This window comes from Parahaemophilus parainfluenzae, from assembly GCF_001053575.1.
In the GTDB taxonomy this organism is placed as follows: Bacteria; Pseudomonadota; Gammaproteobacteria; order Enterobacterales; family Pasteurellaceae; genus Haemophilus_D; species Haemophilus_D parainfluenzae_S.
In genome coordinates this window covers 1-14549 of sequence record NZ_JVSL01000024.1, presented here as the reverse complement: position 1 = coordinate 14549, position 14549 = coordinate 1, and the positions used below count along the sequence as shown (strand labels likewise).

11 protein-coding genes and 1 pseudogene are annotated in these 14549 nt (G+C 41.0%); 8 read left to right on the top strand and 4 right to left on the bottom strand.

The window, feature by feature from the left end:
• Positions 1 to 70: 70 nt before the first annotated feature.
• The 4 genes from pfkA to dprA all read right to left on the bottom strand — a co-directional run bounded on the left by pfkA (position 71) and on the right by dprA (position 3688).
• Positions 71 to 1036 carry a 6-phosphofructokinase gene (gene pfkA, locus AC979_RS05025; RefSeq protein ID WP_049373141.1) on the bottom strand — a complete coding sequence of 322 codons (966 nt, stop codon included), beginning with the start codon at positions 1034 to 1036 and terminating at the stop codon, positions 71 to 73.
• Between the two features lie 110 nt (positions 1037 to 1146).
• Positions 1147 to 1737: a hypothetical protein gene (locus AC979_RS05020; protein ID WP_049373139.1), complete on the bottom strand. Its 591-nt coding sequence runs from the start codon at positions 1735 to 1737 to the stop codon at positions 1147 to 1149.
• Positions 1730 to 2506, bottom strand: a complete 777-nt coding sequence (yaaA, locus tag AC979_RS05015) for a peroxide stress protein YaaA (protein WP_049373137.1) — start codon at positions 2504 to 2506, stop codon at positions 1730 to 1732. The genes AC979_RS05020 and yaaA overlap by 8 nt, the downstream gene beginning before the upstream one ends.
• Positions 2507 to 2569: 63 nt before the next feature.
• The gene (gene dprA / locus AC979_RS05010) at positions 2570 to 3688 is read right to left on the bottom strand and encodes a DNA-processing protein DprA (RefSeq protein ID WP_049373135.1); all 1119 of its coding nucleotides are present in this window, start codon (positions 3686 to 3688) and stop codon (positions 2570 to 2572) included.
• Between the two features lie 522 nt (positions 3689 to 4210).
• Between dprA and leuA the strand changes: the two genes are divergently transcribed.
• The 8 genes and pseudogenes from leuA to AC979_RS04970 form a co-directional block, all read left to right on the top strand.
• Positions 4211 to 5758, top strand: a complete 1548-nt coding sequence (gene leuA, locus AC979_RS05005; RefSeq protein ID WP_005696823.1) for a 2-isopropylmalate synthase — start codon at positions 4211 to 4213, stop codon at positions 5756 to 5758.
• Between the two features lie 164 nt (positions 5759 to 5922).
• On the top strand, positions 5923 to 6999 hold the full coding sequence (leuB, locus tag AC979_RS05000) for a 3-isopropylmalate dehydrogenase (RefSeq protein WP_049373134.1): 1077 nt from the start codon (positions 5923 to 5925) through the stop codon (positions 6997 to 6999).
• 78 nt (positions 7000 to 7077) lie between these two features.
• Positions 7078 to 7371 (top strand): YciI family protein, encoded by a 294-nt coding sequence (locus AC979_RS04995; protein WP_049373133.1) that lies wholly within the window; start codon positions 7078 to 7080, stop codon positions 7369 to 7371.
• Between the two features lie 43 nt (positions 7372 to 7414).
• Entirely contained in the window at positions 7415 to 8824 is a 1410-nt protein-coding gene (leuC, locus tag AC979_RS04990) for a 3-isopropylmalate dehydratase large subunit (RefSeq protein ID WP_049373131.1), read from the top strand.
• Positions 8825 to 8834: 10 nt separating this feature from the next.
• Positions 8835 to 9437 (top strand): 3-isopropylmalate dehydratase small subunit, encoded by a 603-nt coding sequence (gene leuD / locus AC979_RS04985; RefSeq protein ID WP_049373129.1) that lies wholly within the window; start codon positions 8835 to 8837, stop codon positions 9435 to 9437.
• A 175-nt stretch (positions 9438 to 9612) separates the two neighbouring features.
• Positions 9613 to 13305, top strand: a complete 3693-nt coding sequence (gene metH, locus AC979_RS04980; RefSeq protein WP_049373127.1) for a methionine synthase — start codon at positions 9613 to 9615, stop codon at positions 13303 to 13305.
• Positions 13306 to 13376: 71 nt separating this feature from the next.
• Positions 13377 to 14189 carry a restriction endonuclease gene (locus AC979_RS04975; RefSeq protein WP_049373125.1) on the top strand — a complete coding sequence of 271 codons (813 nt, stop codon included), beginning with the start codon at positions 13377 to 13379 and terminating at the stop codon, positions 14187 to 14189.
• Between the two features lie 91 nt (positions 14190 to 14280).
• Positions 14281 to 14549, top strand: a pseudogene (locus AC979_RS04970) (IS3 family transposase); the annotation flags it as partial.

Here is a 14549-nt window from a genome sequence, read left to right as displayed (position 1 = left end):
ATATAAAAATCGGGCTAAAACAATGATTGTTTTAGCCCGATTTCTTTTGTTTTAAATAACCTTTAAAAGATTATTCTAAGCGTTTAGCCATTTCTAACCAATCTGCTTTAAATTCACGGCGCATATTGTTGATTGCATCAATAATATCATGGTGAACTAATTTTTCATTTTGAATACCCACACAGTAGCCACCTTTACCTTGTAGCAATATATCTACCGCATATACGCCCATACGTGAAGCTAAAATACGGTCGAAGGCACAAGGTGAACCACCACGTTGAATATGGCCTAATACGGTTGCACGGGTTTCATGGCCTACGCGCGCTTCAATCTCACGAGCGAGAGAATGCACGTCAGTGATTAGCTCAGTAATCGCAATGATGGCGTGGCGTTTTCCACGAATAATACTGCGTTCAATTTGGCGAATTAATTCTTCACGATTAAACTCCATTTCAGATGCCACAATATATTCACAACCACCGGCAATACCTGCAGAAATAGTCAAGTCACTACAGTGACGGCCCATGATTTCTACGATAGAAATACGTTGGTGAGAACTTGAGGTGTCACGTAAACGGTCAATCGCATCAACGGCTGTTTGTAACGCTGTTTCGTAACCGATTGTGTAATCCGTACCCGCCACATCATTATCAATCGTACCTGGAATACCCACACAAGGGAAACCATGTTCTTCTGTGAGCAATTTCGCCCCCATGTAAGAACCGTCACCACCGATAACAACTAAGGCATCAATGCCATGGGAACGTAAAATTTCTGCACATTTTTCACGTACTGCAGGATCTTTAAATTCTGGGAAACGCGCAGAGCCTAAGAATGTACCGCCACGATTAATAATATCGGACACACTATAACGGTTTAACTGTTTGATTTTATTGTTATATAGACCTTGATAACCGTCATAAATTCCAAATACTTCAAGCCCTTCTGCAAGAGCTGCACGAACAACGCCACGGATGGCAGCATTCATACCTGGTGCATCACCACCACTGGTTAATACAGCAATTTTTTTAATCATATTTACCTACTTTGAACTCTAAGAATAATTGGCGTCAAGATTACACCATCCATTATTTCTGCTCTAGAAAAATTTTTAAAATTTACGTGGAATTTGATCTAGTATAAGTTTTAGTGATGGAAAGAACTTTCACATTTCCAAGAAAGATCGGCTTTTTGTAATGTTTTACTTTCTTTTGCGACAAGATACTTTTGTAAATTTTTCACAATTTTTACTTTGCTTAAGCGCTGAAACTTTTTCATTTCCATTTTTTGGGAATATTGGTATTGCACGAAACCACAACGTGGCACATTTTTGCCCTTAGCAATATCCACTTGCCAGGACGGATTTTGTTCTGTCGGAGCATAAATGACATAACCATTTAACTCAGTAGCGGGCTTTTTCGGATTCGTTGAATTCGCAAGAATTTTGAAATCTGTCACGCCTAAATTACGGTATACCTTCTCACGCAATGCTACGCGTTGCTCAATAGAACGGGATAAATCACGATCAAGCAACACTTCAATTTGAGATTGCCAATTTTCCAAGGTATCAGGCTCTGCAAGATAAACATAACGCGCAATCGTATCCAAATCTTGGCTTGCTGTAAGTTTATAAGTTTTGCCGTTGTACTCTATTTTTTCAGGAGTTTGAAGCTGACTCACTTTTGCTGCACAACCTGAGAGTAAAAGTGCGGTCAATATAACCAGGATTTTATTCATTGATATCTCGCTTAAATACAAATTCTTTTTCAGTTGAGGATGTCGAATCAAACCAATAACCACCTAGGTCGAACTCTTTCAGTTGTTCAACACGTTCCAAACGATTTTGAATGATAAAACGACACATTAAACCACGGGCTTTTTTTGCATAAAAGCTGACTACTTTGTATTTACCATTCTTATTATCTAAGAAAACAGGCTTAACAATTTGTGCATCTAATTGGTTTTCTTTTACTGATTTATAGTATTCATCAGAAGCTAAATTGATCAAAACACGATCGCCTTGCTCATCAAGCGCTTGTTGCACAGATTGAGTAATGATGTTCCCCCAAAAAGCATAAAGATCTTTTCCTTTGGGATTCGCTAACTTCGTGCCCATTTCCAAGCGGTAAGGTTGCATTAAATCAAGGGGTTTAAGTAAGCCATATAAACCGGAAAGCATACGTAAATGGCGTTGTGCGAATTGCACATCTTCATCAGTTAAGCTATCCGCATCCAAACCGGTGTAAACATCACCTTTGAATGCCCAAATGGCTGCGCGTGAATTTTTTTCGTTGTGAGATTTTGTCCATTCAGCAAAGCGAGCGGCATTTAATCCTGCAAGCTTGTCGCTGATAGACATTAAGGAAGAAAGATCTTGGGGAGATAATTGACGACAGATTTCAATCAGTTGCTCACTATAATCCGTCAAGTGCGGTTGAGAAACAGGAAGATTTCTGACCGCACTTTCAAAATCTAAGGTTTTTGCCGGGGAAATAATGGCTAACATAGGTTCTCCTTTCTAAAACTGAACCGTATCTTAGCACAGGATTACCTCCTCACTCTACCCCGTTTATGCTATCCGCTTATAGAGTCCATTCTCATTGACGATTAAATCTTGTAACTCCAAATCTAATAACTGCACTAAAAGCAAATCCACCGGCAAATTCAATGCAACCGATAAATCATCAAGACTTATCGGTGTATAACTGATATGTTGATAAAGTTCAGGATGGCTTGGCTCCACGGTTGGTGTTTTTGCTGTTAGTGGTTTAGCTATCGGCTTATTAATTTGCGTATTATGTACTGGAGGCTGAAAAACAACGTTATGATTAAGACAATCTAAAATGTCTTTAACATTTTCTACCAACATCGCCCCTTGCTTAATCAGTTTATGACAGCCTTGACTGTATTCACTTTGAATATTTCCTGGCAACGCAAAAATGTCGCGGTTTTGTTCTAAGGCATAGCGTGCTGTAATGAGTGAACCGCTTTTCTCTGTGGCTTCAATCACTAACGTTCCTAATGAAAGCCCGCTGATAATGCGATTACGACGAGGAAAATTTTCAGCAATCGGCGCTTGCGTAGGGATAAATTCAGAAACTAATGCCCCATTATTTTCGATAATTTGCTCGGCTAATCGGCGGTGTTTGGCGGGATAAATGTGATCTAATCCGCTGCCCAATACGGCAATGGTCTGCCCTTGAATATCCACCACCGCTTGATGACTAAATCCATCGATACCTAAAGCCAGCCCACTCGTGACCATCAATCCTGCAAGAGAAAGCTCTGTCGCAAAATATTTTGCCCAATATTCACCATAAGCCGAACAATAACGGCTTCCAACCATGGCAATTTGCTGAGCAGAAAGTGCGGTCAAATTGCCTTTCACAAATAACAAGGGCGGAAAACCAGTAATTTGTTTGAGTAAAAAAGGATAGTCATCTGAAAAACAATGGATTAAATGATGGCCTTCTTTTTCGGCCCAGCTCAAAGCGGGTTCAATAAATTTCATTTCCGGCTGAAACCAACGACGAATCTGCAAAGCATCCCAGCCTATTTGCTGAAATGCCACTTCATCATAATTTAATAAGTCTTCTATATTCACATGGGCCAAAATTTGTTGAATCCGCACACTGCCCAATTTGGGCACTTGAGCTAATCGCAGCAAAATTGACGTAAAATCGCTCATCTTTCTCTCCTTTAAAAAGTGAATTATGGCAAAATTGGTCTTAAAAAATGAAAAGTTTGTCTTAATTCTGCGATTCAGATCGCAAAAAGAGAAAAAATTTTAGAAAAAATCTGCATACCAGAAACAAGGAATAAAACAGGACAAAAATGGCTTCTTAAAAGCTATTTTCAGAGATTAATTCCGAGCAATGATTCATATTTAGAGAAATAAACTTTTAAGATTATGTTGAGATATTTATTTTAGATATAAATCACTGATAAATGATTTGACAGCAACATTTTTATCCGTAATATGGACAGCGTTTTACAGAATTTTTTACAGGATTATCTTTTTATGTACCAAGCTGTTTCTTTATCTCTCAACCTCCTGCTCTCACATTCTTTGTGCGGCTAAGTTGTGGATAAAAAACACCTTTATGTAAAAAATCTATTATCAACCCGCACTTTTAAGATTGCGGGTTTTTTCGTTTTAAAATCACGGTAAAAATGACCGCACTTTGAGTGATAAAAGAAGGAAAATACTATGACAGATCGCGTTATTATTTTTGATACCACCTTGCGTGATGGCGAACAAGCGTTAAAAGCAAGCTTAACCGTTAAAGAGAAATTACAGATTGCTTTAGCCCTTGAGCGTCTCGGCGTAGATGTGATGGAAGTCGGTTTCCCGGTTTCTTCTCAAGGTGATTTTGAATCTGTTCAAACCATTGCACGCCATATCAAAAATAGTCGAGTTGCAGCACTTTCCCGTGCAGTAATTAAAGATATTGATGCTGCAGCTGAAGCCTTAAAAGTGGCAGAAGCGTTTCGTATCCATACATTTATTGCAGTTTCAGCATTACACGTTGAAGCCAAATTAAAACGTACCTTTGATGATGTGGTTGAAATGGCTGTAGCCGCAGTAAAACATGCACGTAATTATACTGACGATGTCGAATTTTCTTGCGAAGATGCAGGCCGTACCGGTATCGACAATATTTGTCGTATTGTTGAAGCGGCAATTAATGCAGGTGCAACAACTGTAAATATTCCTGACACTGTTGGTTTCTGCTTACCTAATCAATTCGGCAATATTATTGCTGAAGTACGTAACCGCGTACCAAATATCGATAAAGCTGTGATTTCCGTACATTGCCACAATGACTTGGGTATGGCAACAGCTAACTCCTTAACCGCTGTACAAAATGGTGCACGTCAAATTGAATGTACTATCAACGGCATTGGTGAACGTGCAGGTAATACCTCACTTGAAGAAGTGGTAATGGCAATGAAAGTTCGCCAAGAATTCATGGGCGTGGATACACGTATCAACACACAAGAAATTCATCGTGTCAGCCAAATGGTGAGCCAACTCTGTAACATGCCAATCCAACCGAATAAAGCGATTGTAGGTTCAAATGCTTTCGCACATTCATCCGGTATTCACCAAGATGGTATGTTAAAAAACCAAAATACCTACGAAATCATGTCACCAGAAACTATCGGCTTGAAGAAAGAGAAATTGAACTTAACCGCACGTTCTGGTCGCGCCGCGGTAAAAGGCCACATGGCAGATATGGGCTACACCGAACAAGATTACGATTTAGATAAATTGTATGAAGCGTTCTTAAAATTGGCAGACAAAAAAGGCCAAGTGTTCGATTATGACTTAGAAGCCTTAGCATTTATTGATATGCAACAAGGGGATGAAGATCGTTTAGTGTTAGATAAACTTTCTGCACATTCCACTAAAGAGTATCCAGCAACTGCGTTTGTTCAAGTGGAATTAGATGGTAAAAAATTAAGCACCTCTTCTATCGGTGGTAATGGTCCGGTTGATGCAGTTTACAATGCGATCTTGAATTTAACCGGCTTAGATATCAAAATGTCCCACTATAACTTAACTGCAAAAGGCGAAGGTGCTGAAGCCTTAGGTCAGGTGGATATCGTGGTTGAACACGAAGGCCGTAAATTCCACGGTGTTGGTTTAGCAACAGACATCGTTGAATCTTCCGCGCTTGCTTTAGTTCATGCAATTAATGCTATTTATCGTGCGCATAAAGTCGCCGATATTAAAAGCCACAAACATCATTAATCCAATCCCCCTCTTTAGCAAAGAGGGGTTAGGGGAGATTTGGCAGAAGCAACATCAACCTCTGCAGTGAATTTTATATCGTAAAAATCTCCCCCCAGCCCCTCTTTACAAAAGAGGGGAGAAAATTAACCGCACTTTGGTGTGACTGAAATAGGAAAAACAATATGCAATCATACAACATCGCTGTTCTACCGGGAGACGGTATTGGTCCAGAAGTGATGGCTGAAGCCATCAAAGTATTAAACAAAGTCCAAGAAAAATTCGGTTTCAAACTTAACTTTAACGAGTTTTATGTGGGTGGTGCTGCAATTGATTATTGTGGTTGCCCATTACCGGCAGAAACCTTAAAAGGTTGTGATGATGCTGATGCGATTTTGTTTGGCTCTGTAGGTGGCCCAAAATGGACAAATTTACCACCGGATCAACAACCAGAACGCGGTGCATTATTACCATTGCGTAAACATTTCAAATTATTCTGCAATCTTCGCCCTGCTACCCTTTATAAAGGACTCGAAAAATTCTGTCCATTACGTGCAGATATTGCAGCGAAAGGGTTTGATATGGTGGTTGTGCGTGAATTAACGGGCGGGATTTATTTCGGTCAGCCTAAAGGCCGTGAAGGCGAAGGTGTGCAAACCAAAGCATTCGATACCGAAGTTTATTACAAATATGAAATCGAACGTATTGCGCGTGCGGCTTTTGATGCGGCAATGAAACGTCGTAAACACGTCACTTCTGTGGATAAAGCTAACGTACTACAAGCCTCAATCTTATGGCGTGAAACCGTAACTGAAGTGGCGAAAGACTACCCTGAAGTCACCTTAGATCACATTTATATCGACAACGCGACCATGCAATTAATCAAAGCGCCTGAGTCTTTCGATGTGCTCCTCTGCTCTAACATTTTCGGTGATATTATTTCTGATGAAGCGGCAATGATCACGGGTTCTATGGGGATGTTACCATCTGCTAGCTTAAATGAAGAAGGTTTTGGTTTATATGAACCCGCTGGCGGTTCTGCTCCAGATATCGCAGGCAAAGGCATTGCTAACCCAATCGCACAAATTCTTTCTGCCGCGATGATGTTGCGTTATAGCTTCAACTTAAATGATGCGGCTGATGCAATTGAAAATGCCGTACAAAAAGTCTTAGCAAATGGTCACCGTACCGGTGATTTAGCCGATGATTCTGCCCCTGTTTCAACTGCAGAAATGGGTACATTGATTGCTGAAGCAATCTAATCGTAGGGTGGGCATTTTGTCCACCATTAACAAATTTAACAGAAAGGATCAAGCAGCCCTAGAAACAAAGGAGATTATATGTTTATCGTTTCATTAACCTATATTCAACCTTTAGAGAAAATTGAAGAATTTCTAGCTGAACACAGAACATTTTTAGATAAGTTTTATCAACAAGGTAAGTTTCTAATGTCTGGGCGTAAAGAACCTAGAACTGGTGGAATCATTATTATGAATGCAAAAGATCTTGATGAAGTAAATCAAATTATTGAACAAGATCCATTTCACCAACACCAAATAGCAGATTATCAAGTGATAGAGTTCTATCCATCTAAAGTTGCGAATGGATTAGAAAAATACCAACAGACAATTTAAAACTTACTACTCTAACAAAGCCCCTAACGAATTGAGAAAAATTATGGCAAAAACACTCTACGAGAAACTATTCGATGCCCATGTGGTGTACGAAGCTGAAGGCGAAACGCCGATTTTGTATATTAACCGTCATTTAATCCATGAAGTAACCAGTCCACAAGCCTTTGATGGTCTACGTGTAGCTGGCCGCCAAGTACGTCAAGTCAGTAAAACTTTCGGTACCATGGATCACAGTATTTCTACCCAAGTACGTGATGTGAACAAACTTGAAGGCCAAGCGAAAATTCAAGTATTGGAACTTGAAAAAAACACGAAAGCAACCGGTATTCAATTGTTCGATATGACTACAAAGGAACAAGGTATCGTGCATGTGATGGGGCCTGAGCAAGGCTTAACCTTACCGGGCATGACTATCGTTTGTGGTGACTCTCATACCGCCACTCATGGTGCGTTCGGTGCTTTGGCATTTGGTATCGGTACATCTGAAGTAGAACACGTATTAGCCACACAAACCTTAAAACAAGCTCGCGCAAAAAATATGAAAATTGAAGTGCGCGGCAAAGTCGCGCCAGGCATTACCGCAAAAGACATTATTCTTGCCATTATCGGTAAAACAACTATGGCGGGCGGTACAGGCCATGTAGTGGAATTCTGCGGTGAAGCGATTCGTGACCTTTCTATGGAAGGCCGTATGACCGTTTGTAATATGGCGATTGAAATGGGCGCGAAAGCGGGCTTAATCGCACCAGATGAAACGACTTTCGAATACTTAAAAGGTCGTCCACATGCCCCGAAAGGGAAAGATTGGGATGATGCAGTTGCTTATTGGAAAACCTTAAAATCCGATGATGATGCGAAATTTGACACGGTCATCACATTAGAAGCGAAAGATATTGCGCCACAGGTAACTTGGGGAACAAACCCAGGCCAAGTAATCGGTATCGATCAGCCAGTGCCAAACCCAGCAGAAATGACCGATCCTGTGACTCGTGCTTCAGCAGAAAAAGCCTTGAATTATATTGGCTTAGACGCTAACACTGATTTAAAAGATATCCCTGTAGATCAAGTCTTTATCGGTTCTTGTACTAATGCTCGTATCGAAGATTTACGTGCGGCAGCGGCTGTGATGAAAGGGCGCAAAAAAGCCGATAACGTAAAACGTATTTTAGTGGTACCAGGTTCCGGTTTAGTGAAAGAACAAGCAGAAAAAGAAGGCTTAGATAAAATCTTTATCGAAGCGGGGGCTGAATGGCGTAATCCGGGCTGCTCAATGTGCTTAGGGATGAACGATGACCGTTTAGGCGAATGGGAACGTTGTGCTTCCACTTCAAACCGTAACTTTGAAGGTCGCCAAGGTCGTAACGGTCGTACCCACTTGGTGAGTCCTGCCATGGCTGCCGCAGCGGGAATGTTCGGTAAATTCGTTGATATTCGTGATGTGACATTAAACTAAGGAGCAGAAAATGGCAGGATTTAAACAACTTTCAGGCTTAGTAGTGCCATTGGATGCAGCAAACGTGGATACGGATGCGATTATTCCAAAACAATTTTTACAAGCGATTACGCGCGTAGGTTTCGGCAAACACTTATTCCATGAATGGCGTTATTTGGATGTAGAAGGCACTAAACCAAATCCAGATTTCGTATTAAATTATCCACAATATCAAGGCGCGACCATTTTATTAGCACGTAAAAACCTTGGTTGCGGTTCTTCTCGTGAACACGCGCCTTGGGCATTAGCCGATTACGGTTTCAAAGTGATGATCGCACCAAGTTTTGCAGATATTTTCTATAACAACAGCTTAAACAACCACATGTTACCGATTCGTTTAAGCGAAGAAGAAGTAGAAGAAATCTTCCAATGGGTGTGGGCAAATGAAGGCAAACAAATCCATGTAGATTTGGAAGCGATGACCGTCACTGTAGGTGACAAAGTCTATCACTTTGAACTGGATGAATTCCGCCGTCATTGTTTGTTAAACGGCTTGGATAACATCGGTTTGACGTTACAACACGAAAATGCCATCAGTGAATACGAAAAAAATATTCCGGCATTTTTACGTTAATCTGTTTTTTTACTCGGACAGCAAATATTGCTAACCATTCGGCGGACACATTGTCCGCCTTTCTTTTTGAAAACATTCCATTTTTTTACCGCACTTTCTCCCCTTTTATTTGACAGTACCCATGCTTATCCCTATTATTCCGACCAATATTGATTGATTTTAAAAAGAGCTGTCTATGTCACATAATCAAACCGAATTACTGAAAAAATCCCTCGCTGAACGCATCCTCATTTTAGATGGTGCGATGGGAACGATGATCCAAAAATACAAACTTACTGAGGCTGATTTTAGAGGCGAGCGTTTTAAAGAAAGTGCGGTTGATTTACGTGGCAATAATGACTTGCTCACCTTGACCCAACCGCTGTTAATTTCTGCGATTCATGAGAAATACTTACAAGCGGGCGCCGATATTATTGAAACCAATACTTTCAGTTCTACCACCATTGCGCAAGCGGATTATGATTTACAGTCTATTGCCTACGAACTGAATTTTGCAGGGGCAAAACTAGCGCGTTTAGCCGCAGATAAATATAGCACACCAGAAAAACCTCGCTTTGTTGCAGGTGTATTAGGGCCAACTAACCGTACCGCCTCTATTTCTCCTGATGTAAACGATCCGGGTTTCCGTAATGTGACCTTTATGGAATTGGTCGATGCCTATGCTGAGGCAACTAAAGGTTTAATTAAAGGTGGTGCTGATTTGATCATGATCGAAACCATTTTCGACACGTTAAACGCAAAAGCCGCCATTTTCGCCATTGAAACCATATTTGAAGAATTAGGTGTGGAATTGCCGATCATGATCTCCGGCACCATTACCGATGCTTCTGGTCGTACGCTTTCTGGGCAAACCACTGAAGCGTTCTACAACTCGCTTCGTCATGCTAAACCACTGACTTTTGGTTTGAACTGTGCGCTAGGCCCGAAAGAACTTCGCCAATATGTTGAACAACTCTCTAAAATCAGCGAAACCTATGTTTCCGTCCATCCAAATGCAGGCTTACCAAATGCCTTTGGTGGCTATGATCTAGGTGCTGAAGAGATGGCTGCACATCTTAAAGAGTGGGCTGAAAGTGGCTTTGTGAACATTGTCGGCGGTTGTTGTGGTACGACGCCAGAGCACATAAAAGCCTTTGCGGATGCCATGCAAGGGATTGCGCCGCGTAAATTGCCTGAAATTAAAACTGCGATGCGTTTATCCGGCTTAGAACCACTCAATATTGATGATGAAAGCCTATTTGTGAACGTGGGCGAACGTAATAACGTGACAGGTTCAGCAAAATTCAAACGCTTAATTAAAGAAGACAAATTTGCCGAAGCCATTGAAATTGCTATCGATCAAGTAGAAAACGGCGCGCAAGTGATCGACGTGAACATGGACGAAGCCTTGCTCGACGGCAAAAAATGCATGACCCGTTTTCTCAACATTATGGCGACGGAACCTGATGCAGCCAAAGTGCCAGTCATGATTGACTCTTCTAAATGGGAAGTGATTGAGGCGGGTTTACAGTCGGTACAAGGTAAACCGATTGTGAACTCTATTTCCTTAAAGGAAGGCGAGGAAAAATTTATTCATCAGGCTAAATTGGTGCGTAAATACGGTGCAGCTGTGGTGGTGATGGCGTTTGACGAAGTGGGTCAAGCCGATACTGAAGATCGCAAAGTTGAAATTTGTAGCCGTGCTTATGACATGTTAGTAAACCAAGTCGGCTTCCCACCAGAAGACATTATTTTCGACCCGAATATTTTTGCCATCGGTACGGGGATTGAAGAACACAACAACTACGGTGTAGATTTCATCAACGCTACAGGTCGTATCAAACGTGCGCTACCGCATGCGAAAATCTCAGGCGGGGTGTCGAATGTGTCTTTCTCATTCCGTGGTAACAACGTGATGCGTGAAGCCATTCACGCCGTCTTCCTCTATCACGCTATCAAACAAGGCATGGATATGGGGATTGTGAATGCAGGACAACTTGCGATTTATGACGATCTCGCTCCTGAATTGCGTGAAATCGTGGAAGATGCAGTATTAAACCGCAGCCCTGATGCCACCGAAAAATTACTCGATATTGCAGAAAAATATCGCAATCAAGGCAACGATGAAAGTGCGGCTGATTCTGTGGCTGAATGGCGCACTTGGCCAGTGGAAGAACGTTTAAAACACGCGCTGGTGAAAGGGATTACCACTTACATCGTGGAAGATACGGAAGAAGCTCGCCAAACCTTACCAAGTCCATTAGATGTGATTGAAGGCCCGTTGATGGCAGGTATGGACGTAGTCGGTGATTTATTCGGTGACGGTAAAATGTTCCTCCCACAAGTGGTAAAATCTGCGCGCGTGATGAAACAATCTGTGGCGTATTTAGAGCCATTCATCAACGCCACCAAACAAAAAGGTTCAAGCAACGGTAAAGTGGTGATTGCAACCGTAAAAGGCGACGTGCACGACATCGGTAAAAATATCGTGAGCGTGGTAATGCAATGTAATAACTTTGAAGTAATTGACTTGGGCGTGATGGTGCCAGCGGACAAAATCATTCAAACCGCTATTGATGAAAAAGCGGACATCATCGCATTAAGTGGTTTGATTACCCCTTCTCTAGATGAAATGGAATACTTCTTGGGTGAAATGACTCGCTTAGGTTTAAATCTGCCTGTGATGATTGGCGGTGCAACCACTTCTAAAGAACATACGGCGATTAAACTTTATCCAAAATATAAAGAACACGGCGTATTTTATACCTCAAATGCCTCCCGTGCGGTAACGGTGTGCGCGACCTTGATGAACCCAGAAAGCCGTGCGGCATTGTGGGAACAATTCAAGAAAGATTACGAGAAAATTCAGCAGTCTTTCTCTAACCGTAAACCACTTCGTAAGCAACTAAGCATTGAAGAAGCACGTGCAAACCGCTTTGATGGCTTTAGTGGTGAATGGGCTGATTACGTGCCGCCAAAACCAAATCAAACGGGCATTGTAGAATTTAAAAATGTGCCGATTGCTGAATTACGAAAATTCATCGACTGGTCGCCATTCTTCCGCATTTGGGGCTTGATGGGCGGCTATCCTGATGCCTTTGATTATCCAGAAGGCGGCGAAGAAGCTCGCAAAGTGTGGAACGATGCACAAGTGGTTTTAGATGAATTAGAGCAAAACCATAAACTCAACCCAAGCGGTATTTTAGGCATTTTCCCTGCAGAACGTGTAGGCGATGATGTCGTGCTTTTCTCTGATGAAGAACACACACAACCCATTGGCACGGCTTATGGCTTACGCCAGCAAACAGAACGTGGCAAAAACAGCAAAAGTCCGTTTAACTTTGCCCTAAGTGACTTTATTGCGGATCGCGAAAGCGGCAAAAAAGACTGGATGGGGATGTTCGCCGTCTGTGCGGGTATTGAAGAAATGGCATTAGTGGAAGGCTATAAAGCAGCGGGCGATGACTACAATGCTATCCTGCTACAAGCCGTGGGCGACCGCTTAGCGGAAGCCATGGCGGAATATTTGCACTTTGAGCTTCGCACCCGCATTTGGGGTTACACGCAAGAGGAATTCGATAACCAAGGTTTAATCAACGAAAACTATGTCGGCATCCGTCCTGCTCCGGGTTATCCAAGCTGCCCTGAACACACGGAAAAAGCCTTGATTTGGGATTTATTAGAAGTCGAACAACGCATCGGCATGAAACTCACCGAAAGCTACGCCATGTGGCCGGCGGCTTCCGTCTGCGGTTGGTACTTCACCCACCCTGCAAGTAACTATTTCACACTTGGTCGCATTGATGAAGACCAAGCTCAAGATTATACCAAACGTAAAGGTTGGGATGAGAGAGAGATGATGAAATGGTTAGGTGTGGTGATGAAGTAAAAGCTTATTGAAAATTAACCGCTTATAGGGTGGGATTTATCCCACCGTTTAATTTAAGAGAATCTTTCTATATGAAAAATACAGGTAAAGAATACGAATTATTTGTTAGAGATGTACAACAAATTCTATTAAATATGGAGGGTAGGGAAACCATCACGGTAGAACAAAATAAGATTCTTCATGACCGAATGGGAAATAAAAGGCAATTCGATGTTTATTGGGAATTTAGAGTTGGCGGACATTTATATAAAAATGTTATCGAATGCAAAGATTATTCATCACCTATTTCCATTGATAAAATTGATGCTTTTGTTTCTAAAATCTTAGATATACCAGGATTAAGAGGTATTTTTGCAACAAAGGTGGGTTATCAACAAGGAGCAAAAAATAAAGCTGAGTATAATAATATTGGATTATTCACTATCCGAGAGCCTCAAAACGATGATTGGACTCTAGATGATGGAACGTCTCTTTTAAGAGAAATTAATATTCAAGGCACTGCTCATCTACCTTGCAGGATAATTAACTTTATACCCAAGATAACTGAAAAAACAGATGAACTTCAATTTAGTGCACTGACAAATGAAATTTTTATTATTGAAAATGATAAAAAGATATCTTTATATGATTTAATAGAAAGCCTACCTAGAGGATTAGATAAAATTGTTTCTGAAGATATCTCTCTTGAAAATGGTTTTATTGAAATTAAAGGAAAACGTTTAAAATCTAGTGGATATTATTTAGAATATCAGTCTTTTAAGGATCTTATCATGCCTCCTATTATAATAGATTCTCAGGAACATACAAAAGCCTATATTGAAGATCATATCGAAAAGAAAAGACAATTATTGAAAAATGATGGATCGATTGTAGATTTAAGCTAAAAAATCCCCTTTTAAAAGGGGATTTTTAAATTACTGATCTGCACCCCAAAAGTTGGACTAAACAACCAACTCACTAAGGTGCAGATTTTTTATGACTAAATACAATCAACTTTTCAAACAACAAGTCGTGAATTTCTATTTCGAACATCACGAAAACCTTGCTTTCACATTGAAGCATTTCAATTTAGCGACAAAAACCGTTAGATGTTGGATTGCACAATACAAATATTCAGGCACTAATGGATTAGCAGTATTACACCGCAAAAGACTTTATTCTCCTGAATTTAAACATAGCGTTATTCAAACCATTCTCTCTGGCAGATTTACGATGGAAAATGCGGCACTTTACTTTGGTATTGC

Coding starts and splice junctions, on each gene's coding strand:
- pfkA (WP_049373141.1), bottom strand. CDS start 1,036: ATGATTAAAAAAATTGCTGTATTAACCAGTGGTGGTGATGCACCAGGT.
- AC979_RS05020 (WP_049373139.1), bottom strand. CDS start 1,737: ATGAATAAAATCCTGGTTATATTGACCGCACTTTTACTCTCAGGTTGT.
- yaaA (WP_049373137.1), bottom strand. CDS start 2,506: ATGTTAGCCATTATTTCCCCGGCAAAAACCTTAGATTTTGAAAGTGCG.
- dprA (WP_049373135.1), bottom strand. CDS start 3,688: ATGAGCGATTTTACGTCAATTTTGCTGCGATTAGCTCAAGTGCCCAAA.
- leuA (WP_005696823.1), top strand. CDS start 4,211: ATGACAGATCGCGTTATTATTTTTGATACCACCTTGCGTGATGGCGAA.
- leuB (WP_049373134.1), top strand. CDS start 5,923: ATGCAATCATACAACATCGCTGTTCTACCGGGAGACGGTATTGGTCCA.
- AC979_RS04995 (WP_049373133.1), top strand. CDS start 7,078: ATGTTTATCGTTTCATTAACCTATATTCAACCTTTAGAGAAAATTGAA.
- leuC (WP_049373131.1), top strand. CDS start 7,415: ATGGCAAAAACACTCTACGAGAAACTATTCGATGCCCATGTGGTGTAC.
- leuD (WP_049373129.1), top strand. CDS start 8,835: ATGGCAGGATTTAAACAACTTTCAGGCTTAGTAGTGCCATTGGATGCA.
- metH (WP_049373127.1), top strand. CDS start 9,613: ATGTCACATAATCAAACCGAATTACTGAAAAAATCCCTCGCTGAACGC.
- AC979_RS04975 (WP_049373125.1), top strand. CDS start 13,377: ATGAAAAATACAGGTAAAGAATACGAATTATTTGTTAGAGATGTACAA.